The organism is Variovorax sp. KBW07, assembly GCF_003852515.1.
Lineage (GTDB): Bacteria > Pseudomonadota > Gammaproteobacteria > Burkholderiales > Burkholderiaceae_C > Variovorax.
Map to the genome: position 1 here is coordinate 1 of NZ_QAJK01000001.1, position 19887 is coordinate 19887.

At 68.4% G+C, this 19887-nt stretch carries 13 protein-coding genes; 8 read left to right on the forward strand and 5 right to left on the reverse strand.

Going from position 1 to position 19887, the window contains the following annotated elements; genetic code table 11:
* Window positions 1–81 precede the first annotated feature (81 nt).
* Window positions 82–1575, forward strand: coding sequence for a glycerol kinase GlpK (gene glpK / locus DBV14_RS00005; protein WP_124457145.1), 1494 nt, complete (start codon window positions 82–84; stop codon window positions 1573–1575).
* 24 nt (window positions 1576–1599) lie between these two features.
* On the opposite strand, the gene DBV14_RS00010 is transcribed toward glpK, so the two are convergent.
* Entirely contained in the window at window positions 1600–2067 is a 468-nt protein-coding gene (locus DBV14_RS00010) for an SH3 domain-containing protein (protein WP_124457146.1), read from the reverse strand.
* A 250-nt stretch (window positions 2068–2317) separates the two neighbouring features.
* Here DBV14_RS00010 and DBV14_RS00015 point away from each other — a divergent pair, with 250 nt between their 5' ends.
* Window positions 2318–4036 carry a phosphoethanolamine transferase gene (locus tag DBV14_RS00015; RefSeq protein ID WP_260396757.1) on the forward strand — a complete coding sequence of 573 codons (1719 nt, stop codon included), beginning with the start codon at window positions 2318–2320 and terminating at the stop codon, window positions 4034–4036.
* Window positions 4037–4150: 114 nt separating this feature from the next.
* On the opposite strand, the gene DBV14_RS00020 is transcribed toward DBV14_RS00015, so the two are convergent.
* From DBV14_RS00020 to DBV14_RS00035, 4 genes are all read right to left on the reverse strand, one after another.
* A complete protein-coding gene (locus DBV14_RS00020; RefSeq protein ID WP_124457147.1) occupies window positions 4151–5107 on the reverse strand; it encodes an alpha-E domain-containing protein in 957 nt (318 codons plus the stop codon).
* A 14-nt stretch (window positions 5108–5121) separates the two neighbouring features.
* A complete protein-coding gene (locus DBV14_RS00025) occupies window positions 5122–6624 on the reverse strand; it encodes a circularly permuted type 2 ATP-grasp protein (protein WP_124457148.1) in 1503 nt (500 codons plus the stop codon).
* 114 nt (window positions 6625–6738) lie between these two features.
* Window positions 6739–7590 carry an oxepin-CoA hydrolase, alternative type gene (locus DBV14_RS00030; protein ID WP_124457149.1) on the reverse strand — a complete coding sequence of 284 codons (852 nt, stop codon included), beginning with the start codon at window positions 7588–7590 and terminating at the stop codon, window positions 6739–6741.
* A 198-nt stretch (window positions 7591–7788) separates the two neighbouring features.
* Window positions 7789–10284 (reverse strand): DNA internalization-related competence protein ComEC/Rec2, encoded by a 2496-nt coding sequence (locus DBV14_RS00035; protein WP_124457150.1) that lies wholly within the window; start codon window positions 10282–10284, stop codon window positions 7789–7791.
* Between the two features lie 141 nt (window positions 10285–10425).
* Between DBV14_RS00035 and DBV14_RS00040 the strand changes: the two genes are divergently transcribed.
* The 6 genes from DBV14_RS00040 to DBV14_RS00065 all read left to right on the forward strand — a co-directional run bounded on the left by DBV14_RS00040 (window position 10426) and on the right by DBV14_RS00065 (window position 19858).
* Window positions 10426–13959 (forward strand): DUF2126 domain-containing protein, encoded by a 3534-nt coding sequence (locus DBV14_RS00040; protein WP_124457151.1) that lies wholly within the window; start codon window positions 10426–10428, stop codon window positions 13957–13959.
* 63 nt (window positions 13960–14022) lie between these two features.
* Window positions 14023–16854, forward strand: coding sequence for a circularly permuted type 2 ATP-grasp protein (locus DBV14_RS00045; protein WP_124457152.1), 2832 nt, complete (start codon window positions 14023–14025; stop codon window positions 16852–16854).
* A gap of 32 nt (window positions 16855–16886) precedes the next feature.
* Window positions 16887–17708 carry a basic amino acid ABC transporter substrate-binding protein gene (locus DBV14_RS00050; RefSeq protein ID WP_124457153.1) on the forward strand — a complete coding sequence of 274 codons (822 nt, stop codon included), beginning with the start codon at window positions 16887–16889 and terminating at the stop codon, window positions 17706–17708.
* Window positions 17709–17742: 34 nt separating this feature from the next.
* Window positions 17743–18717 carry a transglutaminase family protein gene (locus tag DBV14_RS00055; protein ID WP_124457154.1) on the forward strand — a complete coding sequence of 325 codons (975 nt, stop codon included), beginning with the start codon at window positions 17743–17745 and terminating at the stop codon, window positions 18715–18717.
* Window positions 18714–19172 (forward strand): RidA family protein, encoded by a 459-nt coding sequence (locus DBV14_RS00060; RefSeq protein ID WP_124457155.1) that lies wholly within the window; start codon window positions 18714–18716, stop codon window positions 19170–19172. The genes DBV14_RS00055 and DBV14_RS00060 overlap by 4 nt, the downstream gene beginning before the upstream one ends.
* Window positions 19173–19270: 98 nt before the next feature.
* Window positions 19271–19858, forward strand: coding sequence for a nucleotidyltransferase family protein (locus DBV14_RS00065; protein ID WP_124457156.1), 588 nt, complete (start codon window positions 19271–19273; stop codon window positions 19856–19858).
* Window positions 19859–19887 lie beyond the last annotated feature (29 nt).

Genomic DNA, 19887 nt, shown 5'->3' on the forward strand with positions numbered 1-19887 from the left:
CCCGAATGACCCCGCTCCCGCCCCCGCACCCAAACAGCAGCGCAAAAAACGCAAGATCAGATTTCGAGGAACATTGAACCCATGACCTACCTGCTTGCCCTCGATCAAGGCACCTCCAGCTCGCGCAGCATCGTTTTCGACCGCGAAGGCCACATCGTCGCCATTGCGCAAAAAGAGCTCACCCAAATCTATCCCCAACCCGGCTGGGTAGAACACGACCCCATGGAAATCTGGCGCAGCCAGCTCGCCACTGCGCGCGAAGTCCTCGTCAAGGCCAAATTGCAGGCCTCTGATATTCATGCCATCGGCATCACCAACCAGCGCGAGACCACCGTCCTGTGGAACCGCAAGACCGGACAGCCGGTTCACCACGCCATCGTCTGGCAAGACCGCCGTGCCGAGCCGCTGTGCGCAGAGCTTCGCGACGAAGGCATGAGCGACACCATCCGCGAGAAGACCGGTCTGGTCATCGACGCGTATTTTTCCGGCACCAAGCTGCGCTGGCTTCTCGACAACGTGCCCGGCGCGCGCGCACAGGCCGAGCGTGGCGAACTGGCCTTCGGCACCATCGACAGCTGGCTCATGTGGCAACTCACGGGCGGCAAGGCGCATGTGACCGACGTGAGCAACGCCTCACGCACCATGCTCTTCAACGTGCACAGGAACGAGTGGGACGATGAACTGCTCGCGGCCCTGAAGATTCCCGCCGCGCTCATGCCCACCGTGCAGCCATCGAGCTCGCACTTCGCCGACACCGATGCCGCATTGCTCGGCCGCGCGCTGCCCATCGGCGGCGTCGCGGGCGACCAGCAGAGCGCCCTCTTCGGGCAGGCCTGCTTCGAGGCCGGCATGGCCAAGAACACCTACGGTACCGGCTGCTTCTTGCTGATGCACACCGGCGCCGCCTTCCAGCCTTCGCAGAACGGCCTGCTCGTGACCAGCGCCGCGCAGACCGACGCCACGCCGCAGTACGCGATGGAAGGCAGCGTGTTCGTCGGCGGCGCCGTGGTGCAGTGGCTGCGCGACGGCCTGAAGGCCATCAAGGGCAGCGCCGAAGTGCAGTCGCTGGCCGAGAGCGTACCCGATGCCGGCGGCGTGATGATGGTGCCGGCCTTCACCGGCCTCGGCGCGCCGTACTGGGATGCGGATGCGCGCGGCACCATCACCGGCCTGACGCGCGGCACGACCGTGGCGCACATCGCGCGCGCCGCGCTGGAAAGCATCGCCTACCAGAGCGCCGCGCTGCTGCAGGCCATGAGCCGCGACGCGGTGGCGGCCGGCGGCAAGCCGGTGGCCGAGCTGCGCGTGGACGGCGGCGCGAGCGTCAACGACCTGCTGATGCAGTTCCAGGCCGACCTGCTGGGCATTCCCGTGGTGCGGCCCGAAGTGATCGAGACCACCGCGCTCGGCGCCGCCTACCTCGCCGGCCTGTCAACCGGCGTGTACAGCGACGCGCGCCAGCTGTCGAAGCTGTGGAAGATCGAACGGCGCTTCATGCCCACCATGGGCCGCGCACAGGCCGAAGAATCCATGGCGCGCTGGGAGCGCGCGGTGCGGCAGGCCACGGCGACCTGAGGCCGACGGCCGCGCAGCTTCGTCTTACCAGCCCCAGACCAGGCGCCGGGCCACCCAACCGGTGCCGCCGCCTTCGTGCGTGACCTTCACCCAGTCGCCCCGGCGTTCGTGGGTGCGCAGCACGTCGCCGTAGCCCGCCCTCTTCACGATCGGGCTGCGCGCGTTCGGTGATTTGCGCAGCACGGCCGCCTTGGCCTTCACCACGTGGTGTGGCGTCTTGCTCGTCATCGGACGGTAGATCCAGGCCTTGTCGTTCTCGAAGTCGCTGACCCGCAGCCAGTCGCCCTTCCTGCCGATGACGCGGAACGGATAGCCCTTGCTCACGGTCCAGTGCGTCTCGTAGCGCTGGCCGGGGCCGGTGCGCATGTTCAGTGTCTTGACCGCCACGCTGACCATCTGGGGTTGTTGTGCGACAGCAAACGCGGACGGCAACACCATCCACGAGAGAACGAACGCAAGCAGGAGCGCGGGCAGTCGGGTGAATCTGGACATGGAGACGGGGTTCCTTCTTTCGGTCGCGATGGACCGGTCAATCGGTCGATCGATCAATGAATCGATCAATCAAGAATGTCCGGCGGTGCCGGGTGAGCCCGTCTGGGACCCGCGGCGCGAATAAGTTCCGCGGAAATACCCCTGAAATCGCCACCGCAAAAACCCCGCGGCAACCGGGACACTGGGGCCGGATGCACGCGCACCGGGGCAGAATCCGCCCGCCCACCGATCCCGCCGCGTTGCTGTCCGCTTGACCACCCCTTCCATCGAAGCGACCGATTCCCGGAACGCGTCCCGCCACGGCAAGAACGCCTGGCTCGCCTGCGGCGTGGTCGGCGCCACGCTGCTGGCGCTGATCGCGCTGGGCCACGACGGCCGCCGCATCGCACAGCTCGCGGTGCTCGCCGTGCCGATGGTGCTGTGGCTCGCATGGCCCCTGCGCAGCGCGCGCATGCGGCGCGTGCGCACGGTGGCCGTGTGGCTCTGGGCGATGGGCTTCGCGCTTGACGGCGTGGCACGCGCCTACCTGCTCGACACCTACCAGGCCGCACCCGACGGCGCGATGGTGCTGGGCGCGGCGGCCAACACCAATGCCCGCGAAAGCAGCGAGTACCTGCGAATGCACTGGCGCTCCGCCGTCATCTGGTCGGCCGCACTCGTCGTTGCGGGCGTGCTGGTGGGCGTGTTCGCACGGCGCGGTGCCGTGGCCGTGGCCATGCCCGACGCGCAAGCATCTTCGGTGCGCACACGCATGCCGTTCTGGACGCGCTCGCTGGTGCTCGTGCTCCTGCTGGTGGCCTGCGTGGCCTATGCCAGCAAGCCGTGGCGCCGGCTGCATCCGGTGGTCTTCTGGACCCAGTGGTCGCAGTCGGTGCAGAGCCTGCGCGGCGCCTGGGCCGACCAGCAGGACATGCGCGACCGGTCGCTGGCACAGGCGAAGGCCATCGCGCCCGTCTTCACGCAGGCCGGGCCGTCCACGGTCGTGCTCGTCATCACCGACAGCATCAACCGCGACAACATGGCGCTGTACGGCTACGGCCGCCCGACCACGCCGCGCCTGCTGGCGCACAAGGCGCAGGCAGGCGACCAGATGGCGGTGCTGCAGAACGCATGGTCGGTGGACGCCAGCACCCTGCCCGCGTTGCGCAACATGTTCCACTTCGGCCTGCCCCAGAGTGAAAACAGCGAGAACAGCAAAAGCAGCGAGAACAACGGGAACCCGCCGCACCTGCTGGCCCTGGCCCGCGCCGCGGGCTACAAGGTCTGGTGGATCAGCAACCACGACGACCTGGCCATCGAGCAGCAGCACGCGCGCTTCGCCGACGTGGTCGACATGGTCAACCGCACGCCCGGCCGTGCCAGCGCATCGCTGGACGGCGAAATTCTCGACTGCGTGCAGGAAGCCTTCGCGGACACGAGCACCGACCGCAAGCTGATCGTGGTGCACCTGATGGGCGCGCATCCGCACTACAGCCTGCGCTTTCCAGCGAACGCCAACCCCTTCGACGACAGCGTCGATGCGGTGGAAACCGGCCTGGTGAACAACGGCCGTCCGACCTGGGTGCGCCGCTTCCGTCAGGAGTACGACGCGGCGCTGCTGTACCACGACTTCGTGGTGTCGGAGCTGCTGCAGCAGACGCGCAGCGCGGGCAAGCCCGACGAGTACCGCGCGTGGATGTACCTGTCGGACCATGGGCAAGAGGTGGGCCATGGCAGCGACCGCGCAGGGCACAGCCCGTCGACGGCTTCGGGCTATCGCATTCCGGCGGTGGTCTGGCGCAACAAGGGGCCGCTGCCGTCCGGCGCGGCGGTGCAGCAGCCGTTTCGCGCGGACTGGACCGGCTGGAGCCTGATGGACCTGCTCCACATTCAATGGAGCGGACAGATGCCCGAGCGCAATGTGCTGGGCGACACCTACCGCTGGCAGGCGCCGGACATTCCGGTGGCTGTCGAATCGTTCTCGCGCTAGGACAACGACGCCGACGCCTGCGTTCGTGCCGGTGCCCGTACGCGGCTCTCGATGGAAAAGGCCCGTGGCGAATGGGCCGTCAGCCGCATCGGCGGGTGTTCGCCCGGCGGCGCGTCAGTGCGCGGGCACCAGGAAGTCCTGGCTGATGCGCCCGCCCAGCTCGTTCACGCGGTCGAGGAACTGCGTGAGGTAGGCGTGCAGCCCCGTCGCAAGAATCTCGTCGACGCGCGCGTATTGCAGGTCGGCCAGCAGCTTGCCGGCGCGGCGTTGCGTTTCGGCGCTCTGCTCGTTCTGCACCTTGGCGAGGTTGTTGACCACCTCGACCAGGCTCGCATGCAACGAGCGCGGCATGTCGGCGCGAAGAATCAGCAGTTCGGCCACGCGCTCGGGCTTGATCACGTCGCGGTACACCTTGCGGTAGACCTCGAAGGCCGAGACGCTGCGCAAGATGGCGCTCCAGTGATAGAAGTCGTACTCTTGGTCTTCCTCGGTGGCGGCGCCGAAGAACTCGCTGTTGAGGGCGTGGAACTTCACGTCGACCAGCCGGGCCGTGTTGTCAGCGCGTTCCAGGAAGGTGCCCAGGCGCGAGAAGTAGAAGGCCTCGTCCTGCAGCATGGTGCCGAGCGTGACGCCACGCGACAGGTGCGAGCGGAACTTGACCCACTCGAAGAACTGGCCGGGATCGCGCTCGAAGTCGCCGGCGCGCAGCATGCGGTTCACTTCGAGCCAGGTGGTGTTCTGCGTTTCCCAGGCTTCGGTGGTGAGCGCGCCGCGCACGGCACGCGCGTTCTCGCGCGCGGCCTTCAGGCAGGAAACGATCGACGAGGCATTGCTCTCGTCCTTGACCATGAACTCCATCACCTCGGTGGGCGCGATCTGCTCGTACTTCTTGTTGTACAGCGGCAGCAGCTCGCTGATGGACAGCACGCCCTGCCAGCCGTACTTGGCGACTTCGGCGGACTGCGGCAGCAGCGAGGTCTGGTAGTTGACGTCGAGCATGCGCGCGGTGTTCTCGGCGCGCTCGGTGTAGCGGGACATCCAGTAGAGATGGTCGGCGGTGCGGGACAGCATCGAATGGGCTCCTACTACGATTGGCTTTGGGACTGCGATGGCGTTGCGGCAGCCTTGGGCTTGGGCGTGCGGTCGGCCTCGAGAATCCAGGTGTCCTTGGTGCCCCCGCCCTGCGACGAGTTGACCACCAGAGAACCTTCTTTCAGTGCCACGCGCGTGAGGCCGCCGGGCACCATCTGCACTTCGCTGCCCGAGAGCACGAAGGGACGCAGGTCGATGTGGCGCGGCGCGATGCCGGCGTCGACGAAGGTGGGCGAGGTCGACAGGCTCAGCGTGGGCTGTGCGATGTAGCCGTCGGGCTTGGCGATGACCGCTTTCTTGAAGTCTTCGATCTCGGCCTGCGTGGCGGCCGGGCCGATGAGCATGCCGTAGCCGCCGGCGCCGTGCACTTCCTTGACGACCAGGTCCTTCATGTTGTCGAGCGTGTACTGCAGCTCGTCCTTGTTCCGGCACATGTAGGTGGGCACGTTCTTCAGGATCGGCTTTTCGCCGAGGTAGAACTCGATCATCTTGGGCACGTAGGGGTAGATCGACTTGTCGTCGGCCACGCCGGTGCCCACCGCATTGCAAATGACGACGTTGCCCGCGCGGTAGGCGCGCATGAGGCCGGCGCAGCCCAGCGTGGAGGTCGGGCGGAACACTTCGGGGTCGAGAAAGTCGTCGTCGACGCGGCGGTAGATGACGTCGACGCGCCGCGGGCCGCGCGTGGTGCGCATGTAGACGAAGTCGTCCTTGACGAACAGGTCTTGCCCTTCGACCAGCTCGATGCCCATCTGTTGCGCCAGGAAGGCGTGCTCGAAGTAGGCGCTGTTGTACATGCCGGGCGTGAGCACCACCACCGTGGGCTCGGCCGTGGCGGCCGGTGCGCTGGCGCGCAAGGTTTCGAGCAGCAGGTCGGGGTAGTGGGCGACGGGTGCGATGCGGTTCTGGTTGAACAGCTCGGGAAAGAGCCGCATCATCATCTTGCGGTTTTCGAGCATGTAGCTCACGCCGCTGGGCACGCGCAGGTTGTCTTCGAGCACGTAGTACTCGCCGTTGCCATCGGCATCGGGGGCCCGTACGATGTCGATGCCCGAGATGTTGGAGTAGACGTTGTGCGGCACCGTGACGCCCATCATTTCGGGGCGGAACTGCGCGTTGTTCAGGATCTGCTCGGCCGGGATGATGCCGGCCTTGATGATGTCCTGGTCGTGGTAGACGTCATGCAGGAAGCGGTTGAGCGCCGTGACGCGCTGCACCAGCCCTTTTTCCATGCTCTCCCACTCGTGCGCGGGAATGATGCGGGGCAGCAGGTCGAACGGAATGAGCCGCTCGGTGCCGGAGCCGTCTTCGTCCTTGGCGCCATACACCGCGAAGGTGATGCCGACCCGGCGGAAGATCATTTCCGCCTCTTCTCGCCGCGAACGCATGGCCTCGCCGGGTTGCTTCGCAAGCCATTGGTCGTAGCGCTTGTAGTGCTGTCGGATCGCAGCCCCCGCGTAGGGCAACTGCTCATACATCTCATCGAATTTGTGCATGGAACGACCAATCTCCTTGAGCCATAGCTTAGCAAGTTCAGGGCCAGTGAAACCCCTAATCTGCTGGCTGGAGACGGGCCGCGCGGCTTTTTCTTGCGGCGTAGGCCCAAGGGCCTACGAAGCCGGGGCCGCGCCGTCGTCGGGCGCCCGCTTCTTGCGCGGGGAGAGGAATTCCTTGATGCGCTCCCCGCTTTCGTCGCCGTAGAGGCTCTCGACGAAAGACTCCCGCTCGGCATCGAGCTGCTCGCGCCGGCTGCGGCCCCGCGCCGAGTGCACCAGCCGCTTGATGCGCGCCTGGACTTCGAACGGGCCGCGCGCCAGCTGTTGCGCCCACTCCAGCGCCACGCCGCAGGCACTGCCGTGCGGCACCACCTTGTTGACCACGCCCCAGCCGTGCAGCCGGCCGGCGGTGCACGGCGTGCCGTCGAGCAGCATCTCGAGCGCGGCCTGCGGCGGCAGTGCGCGCGCCAGCGAATCGGTGCCGCCGCCATCGGGCGTCAACCCCACGTTCACGTACGACATGGCGAACTTCGCGTCTTCGGCCGCGACGATCAGGTCGCATGCGAGACACAGCGAAAAGCCGCCACCCATGGCCGAGCCTTCGACCGCGGCAATGACGGGCTGGGGCGCTTCTTCGATCGCCGTGATCCATTCATGCAGCGCGTCGATATGGCCTTGCTGCTCCGAAGCCGGCAGCCGGCGTTGCCGGGCCAGCCGCCGCAGGTCGCCGCCGCCGCTGAAGTGCTCGCCCTCCCCGCACAGCACGATGGCGCGCACGGTGCGAAAGCCCGCCGTGGCCCGTATCGCCTTGGCGGCGGCGCGGTAGACCGACGGGTTGAGCGCATTGCGCGCGGCGGGGTTGCTGAGCGTCAGGATGAGCACCGGCCCTTCCCGGTGCATCTTGAGCCTCGCCCCCGAGGCGGACGCCGCGTTCGCGCTGGTGATGGTGGGGACGGCGGCGGTCATGGGAGCCGCCCGAAAAACTGCCTCTGCCCTGCACTGTTGTCATTGCGCATGTCGTCCCCTTTTGTGTTGTTGCCGATCTCTCCAACGGATCGGACGCCTCATCGCAAGACTCGGCAAGCGCGCTTGAGCCGTGCTTTTGACAATTTGTTCACGTTTTAAAAGAATTGTGAGCCATTCCGGGCGCCAGCCGATGCGCATTCACGGTACGGCGTGGTGCCAGTAGCGCGCATTGCGCTCGCGCTCGCAGGCCACCTCGCCGGGCCGCTCGCTGCGCCAGTGGGCGGCGCCGCACCGGACGCTGTCGACCACCCGCGTCCCGTGTGCCGCATAGCGCGCCGTCACCTGCGCCGCCGGATGGCCGAAGCGGTTGCGGTAGCCGGCCTGGACCAGCGCGATGCGCGGGCGCACGGCATCGAGCAGCAGTTCGCTCGACGAGGTCTTGCTGCCGTGGTGCGGCACCAACAGCACGTCGGCCACCAGCCCCGAACGCCCGGTCAGCCCCGCCTGCCGCTGCACCAGCGCCCGCTCCTGGTCGCTCTCGATGTCGCCGGCCAGCAGCGCCGTCGCGCGGCCGTTGCCGATGCGCAGCACGCAGGAGATGGCGTTGGGCTTCACGCCGGTCCGGTAGTCCGTCGCCAGCGGATGCACGATCTCGAAATGCACGCCGTCCCAGTCCCACTGCTGGCCGGCCTCGCAAGGCGGACCGGCGCGCAACGCGCGCAGCGGATGCGCCGGCTCGATGGAACTCAGCAGCGTGGCCCGCGGCTGCATCGCCAGCACCGCGGGCACGCCGCCGGCATGGTCGGCATCGCGATGGCTCAGCAGCATCATGTCCAGGTGTTCGTCGTAGGCACGCAGCAGCGGCACGAGCACGCGATGGCCGGCGTCGCTTTCGAGGCTGTAGCGCGGCCCCGCGTCGTACAGCAGGCTGTGCGTCGCGGTGCGCACCAGCACCGCGTTGCCCTGCCCGATGTCGGCCGCGAGCAACTCGAACTCGCCGGCCATGGGCCGTGGCGCCTGCCAAAGCAGCACCGGCAGCAGGAGCGGCACGCCAAGACTGCGCAGCGACCACGGCAGCCGCATCGCGAGCAGCACCCCGCCCGCCACGCCGCAGGCCGCCATCCAGCCCGGCGGCGCGGCCATCGACAGCGTGGCATAGGGCAGCCCGGCGCACCACTGGAGCAGCACCACGAGCGCATGCACGGCCCAACCCGCAACGTCCCACAGGGGCGCCACGGCCGTGCCCAGCATGGCCAACGGCGTCACCACCAGCGTGACCCACGGAATGGCGACCGCGTTGGCCAGCAGCCCGACCAGCGACACCTGCTGGAACAGCAGCAGGCTCAGCGGCGTGATCGCCAGGGTGATCACCCATTGCTCGCGGCACAGCTGAAACACGTGTGCGCGAAAGCCCTTCTTCTTCGCCTCGCCGGGCGCTGCCGCGTCGGTGGCAAACAGCACGCCCACCGCCACGAAGCTGAGCCAGAAGCCGGCCTGCATCAGCGCCCACGGATCGAGCGCCACCACCACCGCGGCGGTCAACAGCCACACGTGCGGCCAGGGCCAGCGCCGGCCCGACAGGCGCAGCAGCCCCACCGTCGCCAGCATCCAGACGGTGCGCTGCGATGGCACGCCCCAGCCGCTGAACAGCGCATAGAGCGCGGCCAGCAACACGCCGCCGAGCAGCGCGGCCTGCGGCGCCGGCAGCCACAGCATCAGCCGCGTGGCGCGCCGCCAGAGCAGGCCGACGAGGTGCGCGGCCAGCCACGCGAACATCGTGATGTGCAGGCCCGAGATCGACATCAGGTGCGCCACGCCGGTCGCGCGAAACACGTCCCAGCCGGCGCGGTCGATGGCGCCCTGGTCGCCGGTGACCAGCGCCGCGATCACGCCGGCCTGTGCACGGTCGGGCACGCGTTCGAACACCTTGTCGCGCACGGCTTCGCGGGCCCGCTCGATCGGGTGCCGCCAGGTGCTTGCCACCAGCGCCGGCGCCGCATCGCCGCCGCCGGTTCGCACATAGCCGTTGGCATGCACGCCCTGCTCCCACATCCAAAGTTCGCTGTCGAAGCCATACGGGTTGAGGTTGCCGTGAGGCGCCTTGAGCCGCACCGTCAGGCGCCATCGCTCGCCGGCATGGAGCGCGCCCACGGTGATGGCGGAAGGCGTTCGCTCTTCGCCGGAACGGCCCCATTGGCCGGTGTTCTCGGCGTACCAGCCCAGGGCGATGCGCTCCGGCACGACGGGTGGCGTGTTCGGTGCGTTCTGATTCGGACCGGTGCCGGCCCAGCGCGCCGACTCCACATCGAGACGAAAGCGCGTCGCGTGCTCGCCGCGCTGCGGCATCTCCGACACCATGCCCGTCACCTGCAGGTCGCGCCCTTCGAGCGCCGGGTCCAGTGCACCGCCCGCATGGACCACGGCGCGCAAGCCCGCCTGCCCCGCGCCGGCCAGCGCCCCGCACACCAATGCGATGGCCACGAGCACCCCGCCAGGCAGGCGCCGCAGCGGCAACGGCGGCCGCCACAACACCCACAGGCCAACGGCGGCCGCGAGCAGCAAGGCGGTGTAGAGCCATGCGTGCCAGAGTGCCGGCTGCCGCAACTGCAGGGCCGCGCCCAACACGGAACCACCCAGCACGGCGAAGGCCCACGAGCCCGCCGTGGCGCTGCCGGACGCGCGCGGCAACGTCACCGAAGAACCCCGGAACACATGATGCAAACCCTCCCCGAACCCGCGCTCAGTGGCGCGTTAATTGCTTTGCTTCTGGGCTAGTATGCGTCTCACCAGAGACATCTTTTCGATGCAATCTGTCAGTACTGCACACAAAAACGCATGTCCATTCACGCCGCTCTCCACCACGTCACCCACTACAAATACGACCGCCTGGTGCAGTTGGGCCCGCAGGTCGTGCGCTTGCGTCCCGCGCCGCATTGCCGCAGCAACGTCATCTCGTACTCGCTGCGGGTCGAGCCCGCCGAGCACTTCGTCAACTGGATGCAGGACCCGTTCGCCAACTACCAGGCGCGGCTGGTGTTCCCCGAGAAGACACGCGAGTTCAAGGTCACGGTCGACCTCGTGGTCGAGATGGCGGTCTACAACCCCTTCGACTTCTTCCTCGAGCCGCAGGCCGAGAACTTTCCGTTCAAGTACACGCCGTCGCAAGCCGAAGAGCTCGCGCCCTACCTCGTGGCCGATCCGGTCACGCCGCTGCTGGAGGCCTACCTCGACAAGGTCGACCGCAAGGAACAGCGCACCATCGACTTCCTGGTCGGCATCAACCAGCAAGTGCAGAAAGACGTCAACTACCTGATCCGCATGGAGCCCGGCGTGCAGACGCCGGAAGAAACGCTGGCCAACGGCAGCGGCTCGTGCCGCGACTCGGGCTGGCTGCTGGTGCAGTTGCTGCGCCACATGGGGCTGGCCGCGCGGTTCGTCTCGGGCTACCTCATCCAGCTCACGCCCGACGTGAAGGCGCTCGACGGCCCCAGCGGCACCACGGTCGACTTCACCGACCTGCATGCCTGGTGCGAAGTGTTCCTGCCGGGCGCCGGATGGATTGGCCTCGATGCCACTTCGGGCCTGCTGGCCGGCGAAGGCCACATTCCCCTGGCCTGCACGCCCACGCCCTCGAGCGCGGCGCCCATCGAAGGCGTGATGGACGAAGCCGAAGTCGAGTTCGGCCACGAAATGAAGGTCACGCGCATCTACGAATCGCCGCGCGTCACCAAGCCCTACACCGAAGAGCAGTGGTCCGAAGTGCTGGCACTGGGCGACGTGGTCGATGCGCGCCTGAAGGCCGGCGACGTGCGCCTCACGATGGGCGGCGAGCCCACCTACGTGGCCACCAGCGACCGCGACGCGCCCGAATGGAACACCGACGCGCTCGGCCCCACCAAGCGCGGCTACGCCACCGAACTGGTCCACAAGCTGCGCGCCGAATACGGCCAGGGCGGCTTCCTGCACTTCGGCCAGGGCAAGTGGTATCCCGGCGAACAACTGCCGCGCTGGGCGCTGTCGATCTTCTGGCGCGCCGACGGCCAGACGCTCTGGCACAACCCAGAGCTCTTCGCCGACGAACGCGTGCCCACGCACTACACCAGCGAAGACGCACGCCGCTTCACCACCGTGCTGGCGCACAAGCTCGGCCTGACCGAGCGCTACATGCAGGCCGGCTACGAAGACGTCTACTACTACCTCTGGCGCGAACGCCGCCTGCCGGTCAACGTCGACCCCTTCGAGTCGAAGCTCGACGACGAACTGGAGCGCGTGCGCCTGCGCCGTGTGTTCACGCAGAAGCTCGACGCCGTCATCGGCTACATGCTGCCCATCGAGCCCGGCAATGCGAACGGCGACGCCCCCGCGCTCGCCGGCCCGGCCTGGAAGACCGGCCCCTGGTTCCTGCGCGACGACCGGCTCTACCTGATCCCCGGCGATTCGCCCATGGGCTACCGCCTGCCGCTCGACTCGCAACCGTGGGCCAGCAAGGGCGACTACCCCTACCTGATCGAGCGCGACCCGACCGCGCCGCGCGGCGTGCTGCCCAGTGCAGCCGACTACCGCGCGCGCTATGCCGCCACATCAGTAGCACCGAAAGACGACCTGGGCGCCGTGCCCTACGCCTTCGGCACGCCGCCCGTGGTGCCCGCGGCGGTGCGCATGCAGGGCCCCGGCAGCGCGGCAGCCTCGGCGGCCGGCACAACCGCCGCAGCAACAGCAGCGGCAGCGGCCAACCCCGAAGCCGCCGACACCAGCGCCACGCGCCAGCCGCGACGCGGCGAATCGGCCCACTGGGTCACGCGCACCGCGCTGTGCGTCGAAGTGCGCGACCCACGCCGCGCCAATGGCCCCTCGGCCGAGAAGAAGGGCAGTGCCTCGGGCGTGCTCTATGTCTTCATGCCGCCGCTGGCCCGCCTGGAGGACTACCTCGACCTCGTCGCCGCTGTTGAAGCCACGGCGCAGCAGCTCGGCGTGAAGATCGTGATGGAAGGCTACCCGCCGCCGCGCGATCCCCGCCTGAAGATGCTGGCCGTCACGCCCGACCCGGGCGTGATCGAAGTCAACATCCACCCGGCCCACAACTGGAAGGAACTGGTCGCGCACACCGAGTTCCTCTACAACGCCGCGTTCGAAACCCGCCTCTCGGCCGAGAAGTTCATGACCGATGGCCGCCACACCGGCACCGGCGGCGGCAACCACTTCGTGATGGGCGGCGCCACGCCGGCCGACAGCCCGTTCCTGCGCCGGCCCGAGCTGCTGGCCAGCCTGCTGCTCTACTGGCACAACCATCCATCGCTGAGCTACCTGTTCTCGGGCATGTTCATCGGCCCGACCAGCCAGGCACCGCGCGTGGACGAAGCCCGCAACGACCAGGTCTACGAGCTTGAAATCGCCCTGCAGGAAATCGCGAAGAACCGCGAGATCTACGGCGCCAACATGCCGGCATGGCTGGTCGACCGCACGCTGCGCAACATCCTGATCGACGTGTCGGGCAACACGCACCGCAGCGAGTTCTGCATCGACAAGCTCTACTCGCCCGACTCCAGCACCGGCCGCCTCGGCCTGCTGGAGCTGCGCGCCTTCGAAATGCCGCCGCATGCGCGCATGAGCATTGCGCAGCAACTGCTGATTCGCGCGCTGGTGGCACGCTTCTGGGACGAGCCCTACAAGGCCCCGGTTACGCGCTGGGGCACCGAGCTGCACGACCGTTTCCTGCTGCCGACTTTCGTCAAGATGGACTTCGACGACGTCATCAGCGAGATGCGCCAGGCCGGCTTTGCGTTCGACCCCGACTGGTTTGCGCCGCACTTCGAGTTCCGCTTCCCGCTGGTCGGCCAGATGCAGGCCATGGGCGTCGAGTTGTCGCTGCGCAACGCGCTGGAGCCGTGGCACGTGATGGGCGAAGAAGGCTCGGCGGGCGGCACCGTGCGCTATGTCGATTCGTCGCTGGAGCGCATCGAAGTGCGCGTGACCGGCCTGAACGAGAGCCGCCACGTGGTCACCGTCAACGGCAAGGTGCTGCCGCTGCAGCCCACCGGCACCACCGGCGAATTTGTCGCGGGCGTGCGCTACAAGGCCTGGAACCCGCCCTCGGCGCTGCACCCGAGCATTCCGGCCCACGCGCCGCTGACCTTCGACCTGGTCGACACCTGGATGAAGCGCTCGCTGGGCGGCTGCCAGTACTTCGTGGCCCATCCGGGCGGACGCAACTACGACAGCTTTCCGGTCAACGCCTACGAAGCCGAAAGCCGCCGCCACTCGCGCTTCACGCGCATGGGCCACACGCCCGGCCTCATGCGCACGCCGCCGGCCACCATCGAGCTGCCGGGCAGCCGCGAGTTCCCGTTCACGCTCGATCTGCGGCGCTGAACGGCGTCCTAGCACACTGCCGGAGCGGCCAGGCCGTGACGGCAGTGTGACAATCCACCCCCTGTGGAACCTTTGAACGAATCCCTGTTCGACGCCCAGGCACTGGAATTTCCAGCGGCCCTGGCGTCGGCGCTCGCACCGGCCGCGCTGCCCGGCCATTTCGACGAACTGCGCGGGCAAGCCACGCCGGCCACTCCCGTGCGGCCCGCTTCGGGAGGCGCACCGACGCCGCCGCCGGCACCGCTGCTGTACGACGCCGCGGCGGAACGCCCCGTGGCACCGGTCGCACCGGCGCCATCGGCCTCGCAGTCCCAGTCCCAGTCCCAGTCCCAGTCCCAGTCCCAGTCTCAATCGCAATCGCAATCGCAAACCCCGTCGTCCTCGCAGCAGTCGCAGACTCAATCGCAGGCGCAGACGCAATCCCGGTCCGGCGAACAGCCTCCGCTCACGCCCGCCTGGAACGCCTTCTTCGAACAGCTCGGCCCGGGTGGCTTCAACGACCTGCCCCGGCGCGCAGCCAGCCTGGAGCGGCAGATTCGCGACAACGGCGTCACCTACAACGTCTATGCGGACGCCAACGGCCCGCAGCGGCCCTGGTCGCTCGACCTGTTCCCGCTGATCGTCTCGCCCGAAAGCTGGAGCCAGATCGAAGCCGGCGTGCTGCAGCGCGTGCGCGTGCTCGACCGCGTGATGGCCGACGTCTACGGCCCGCAGCAACTGCTGGCCGAAGGCCTGCTGCCGCCCGCGCTGGTGCGCGGCCACCCCGGCTATCTGCGTGCCCTGCACGGCGTGAAGCCGCCGGGCGACACCTGGCTGCACATCGCCGCCTTCGACCTGGCGCGCGGCCCCGACGGCAACTGGTGGGTGGTGTCGCAGCGCACCCAGGCGCCCTCGGGCCTGGGCTACCTGCTCGAAAACCGGCTGGCCATCACGCGGCAGTTTCCGCAGGCCTTCGAGGCGCTGCACGTGCAGCGCCTTGCCGCCACCTACAGCGCCATGATGGACGGCCTGCAGCGCATGTGCCCGGCCGGCGTGCCGCCCCACATCGCGCTGCTCACCCCCGGCCCGTACAACGAAACCTATTTCGAGCACGCCTACCTGGCGCGCTACCTGGGCGTGACGCTGGTCGAGGGCAGCGACCTCACGGTGCGCGACCAGCGGCTCTACCTCAAGACCCTGCAGGGCCTGCGCCCGGTGCACGGCCTCATCAAGCGGCTCGACGACCAGTTCCTCGACCCGCTGGAACTGCGCCCCGACTCCACGCTCGGCGTGCCCGGCCTGCTGCAGGCCATTCGCGCCGGCAACGTGCTGGTGGCCAACATGCCGGGCTCGGCCTTTCTCGAATCGCCGGCGCTGCTCGGCTTCCTGCCGGGGCTGGCGCGCCGCCTGATCGGCGAAAAGCTCAAGCTGCCCGCGCTGCCCACCTGGTGGTGCGGCGAACGCGCCGCGCTCGAAGCCGTGCTGCCGCAGCTCGGCGACTGCGCCATCAAGCCCACCTACCCCGGCTTCGAAGGCCGCGCCAGCTTCGACGCCGTGCTCGGCAGCCAGCTCGGCCGGCGCGAGCTCGACGAGTGGGCCGGCCGCATCGTGCGCGAAGGCGACGTGCACACCGTGCAGGGCTACCAGCCGCTGTCGCAGATGCCCACCTGGGCCAACGACATGGGCCCCGGCCACATCGCGCCGCGCGCGGTGCTGCTGCGCGTGTTCGCGGTGAGCGACGGCGCGCAGTCGTGGCGCGTGCTGCCTGGCGGCCTGGCGCGGCTCGCGGGGCCCGACGCGCAGATCGCCTCGATGCAGCGCGGCGGCAGCAGTGCCGACGTGTGGGTGCAGACCCATGGCGAAGTCGACCGGACCACGCTGCTGCAGCCGCACGCCACGCCGGCCTCGCTGGCGCGGCACCGCGCACCGGTCACCAGCCGCGCCGCCGAAAACATGTTCTGGCTCGGCCGCTACACCGAGCGCGCCGAGAACGCGGTGCGCCTGGCGCGCCTCACGCTCAACCTGCTGGGCGGCGAAGACCAGTCGTCGCGCCCGCTGCTTGAATGGCTGCACCGCATGGCGCTGCGCAATGCGCTGGTGCCGGCCGAAGTGCCGAGCGCGCCGCAGTCGCGCCGCGTGTTCGAGCGCGCGCTCATCGCCGAGCTGGGCGACGTCGACAAGGGCGGCAGCGTCGGCTACAGCCTGCGCTGCATCCGCGAAGCCGCCGCCGCGGTGCGCGAGCGGCTCTCGCAGGACAACTGGAACCAGATCGTGCGCTCCGAGGCCGAGTTCCTGCGGCGCGCCGCCGAGCAGGCCGGCGAAGGCAGCTTTGCCACCAGCGCCGCGCTGCGCGCACTCGAATCGGCCAGCACCGCGCTGGCCGCCATGACCGGCGCGCAGACCGACCGCATGACGCGCGACGACGCATGGCGCCTGCTGTCCATCGGCCGCCACATCGAACGCCTGGGCTTTTTGTCGAACGCATTGGCGGCCGGCTTCGAGAACGGCGCCGTGCACGAGGTCAGCGGCTTCGAGGCCATGGTAGCGCTGTTCGACAGCACCATCACCTTCCACGCGCGCTACCAGCAACGCCGCGACGTCGCCACGCTGGTCGACCTGCTGGTGCTCGACGCCGAGAATCCGCGCTCGCTGGCATGGGTCACGCAGACCTTGCGCGGACGCATCGCGCGGCTGGCCGGCAGCGCGCCCGGCAAGCTCACGGCCCTGTCCTACGAACTGCCCGACCCGTCCACCTGGACGCTCGAGCATCTGTGCGCCGCCGGCCCCGACGCGAACTATCCCGCGCTGGTGCAGCTGCTCGCCAACTGCGAGACGGCGGCCTACCATGTGTCGGACGCCATCGGCACACGCTACTTCACGCTCACATCCGAATCGCTGCGCTCCGTCGGAGCCTGAACCCAGAACGATATCCAGAAGGAGGCATTTCCATGTCAGGCATCGCCATCAACCGCCGCTTCGCACTCACCGCCGCCGGGCTCTTCGCGGCCCTTGCCATTGCCGCCTGCGGCAAGCAGGAGGCGGCCGCGCCCGCCGCTGCCTCCGCACCGCCGCCACCGGCCGCCGCGCGGGTGCTGGTGGTCGGCACCGACGCCGCCTACGCGCCCTTCGAATCGCAGAATGAAAAGGGCGAGGTCGTGGGCTTCGACATCGACGTGGTGAAGGCCGTGGCGGCCAAGGCCGGCATCGAGGTCAAGTTCGTCAACACGCCGTGGGAAGGCATCTTCAATTCGCTCGACCAGGGCGACCGCGACCTGCTGGTGTCGTCCATCACCATCACCGACGAACGCCGCCAGACCATGGACTTCTCGCAGCCCTACTTCGAGGCCCGGCAGCTCATCGCGGTCAAGAGCGATTCGCCGGTCGCGAAGTTCGACGACATCAAGTCCCTGAAGGTCGGCGTGCAGAACGGCACCACCGGCGACGAAGTGGTGGGCAAGCTGCTCGGCAAGTCGAGCACCGCCATCAAGCGCTTCGAATCGACCCCTCTGGCGCTCAAGGAACTCGAAGCCGGCGGCGTGCAGGCCGTGGTGGCCGACAACGGCGTGGTGGCGCACTACCTGGCCAACAACCCCACGGGCGGCTTCAAGACGGTGAGCGACGCGGGCTTCCCGGCCGAGCAATACGGCATCGCGGTCAAGAAGGGCAACGCCGAGCTGCTCGCAAAGATCGACAAGGGCCTTGCGGACATCAAGGCCGACGGCACCTACGCGAAGATCTACGCCTCGCACTTCGGCGCCGAGTCGAAGTAGGCCGCAAGCCCCTGCCTGCCCACCGGTCCGCGCGATGCTGCTTCACGTCACCCACGAAACCCGCTACGAGTACGCGCCGCCCGTGGAGACGGCGCAGCACCTCGCCCACCTGAAGCCGCTGGCCACCGATTCGCAGCGGCTGGTGAGCCACAAGCTGGCCATCGATCCGCCGCCCGCGCAGCGCAGCGAGCTGCCCGACCTGTACGGCAACACGCGCGCCTTCTTTGCGCTCGAAGCCACGCACGACCGGCTGGTGGTCACGGCCGAGAGCGTGGTCGAAACCTTCACGCCCGTGCTGTCGCCCGCCATTGCGCGCGAGCTGCCCTGGGAGGCCGTGCGCGAGCGTTTCCGCTTTCGCAAGGACGCCACCTTCGACGCGGCTTCGGAGTTCGTCTTTCCCTCGCCCTACGTGCCGCGCCACGACGACTTCATGGCCTACGCGCGCGCCAGCTTCGTGCCCGGGCGTCCCACCTTCGACGTGGCGATGGACCTCACCGAGCGCATGTACCGCGACTTCGACTACGACGCCGACAGCACCGAGATCAACACGCCCGCCGTCGAGGCCCTGGCCCAGCGCAAGGGAGTGTGCCAAGACTTCGCGCACATCATGATCGCGTGCTTTCGCACCATGGGCCTGCCCGCGCGCTACGTGAGCGGCTACCTGCTCACGCAGCCGCCGCCCGGCCAGCCGCGGCTGGTCGGCGCCGATGCCTCGCACGCCTGGGTGTCGGTGTACCTGCCCGGTGAAAGCGACGGCGACGACGCCACCGAAAGCGCCGGTGGCTGGGCCGATTTCGACCCCACCAACGGCCGCCAGCCCGGCGAGGATTACGTCACCCTGGCCATCGGCCGCGACTACTCCGACGTTTCGCCGATGCGCGGCGTACTACACGGCGGCGCGCGCCACACGCTGCGCGTCGGCGTGACCGTGCAGCCAGTGGGGGAAGTGATCGCGGCCTTGCCGCAAACCGGGACACAATCGCCAATCCAAGACAAGGAATCTTCATGAGCGTTTACGACAAACTTTCCAGCCTCGGCATCACCCTGCCGCCCGTCTCCGCCCCCGCGGCCGCCTACGTGCCCTTCGTGCGCACCGGCAACCTCGTGTTCCTGTCGGGCCACATCGCCAAGAAGGACGGCAAGGTCTGGACCGGCCAGCTCGGCGCCAACATCGGCACCGACGAAGGCAAGCAGGCCGCGCGCGCCATTGCCATCGACCTGCTCGGCACGCTGCATGCGGCCGTGGGCGACCTCAACAAGGTCACGCGCATCGTCAAGGTCATGAGCCTGGTCAACTCGGTCGGCACCTTCACCGAACAGCACCTGGTGACCAACGGCGCCAGCGAATTCTTCGCCGAAGTCTTCGGCCCCGAAAAGGGCGCGCATGCACGCAGCGCCTTCGGCGTGGCGCAGATCCCGATGGGTGCCTGCGTCGAGATCGAGCTGATCGCCGAAATCGGCTGATCGCTTCTTCGCTTTCTTCTTCCGCGACTTTCGCACTCGCGGAATTCGAGGCCTGACGGCTGTGTCGTCAGGCCTCTTTGCATTGCATCGTCGACCTCATGCCATTGACCCCCGCCGGCCTCATCGAACAGGCCACGCAAGACCCCGTCAACGCCGCGCTGCTTGAACGCCTGCCGGCCCTCCGGCTTCGCCAGGGTTTCCTTACCGCCGGCTGCCTGTTCCAGGCGACGTGGAACCGCCTCTCTGACAAGCCGCCAGGCTGGGGCGTGAAAGACTACGACGTTTTCTATTTCGACGACACCGACCTGTCGTGGGACGCAGAAGACGCCGTGATCCAGCGCGTGCAGCGCGCGGTGGCCGACCTGGGCGTGAGCGTGGAGGTGAAGAACCAGGCGCGCGTCCACCTCTGGTACGAGCAGCGCTTCAAGTCGCCCTACCCGCAACTCGGTTCCGCGCGCGACGGCATCGACCGCTACCTCATCGCATGCACCCGCGTCGGCATCGACCTGGCCGATGGAACGCTCTACGCGCCCGATGGACTCGACGACCTGGCCGCAGGCATGTTGCGCATGAACCCGCTGCTTCCGATGCGCGAGCTTTTTCTGAAGAAGGCGGCGGACTACCAGGCGCGATGGCCGTGGCTGCGCATCGTGCCGCCGGAAGGCGCACCCGACGACGCGGCCTGAACGAGCACGCAGCAAGGCAGCTTCGGCAC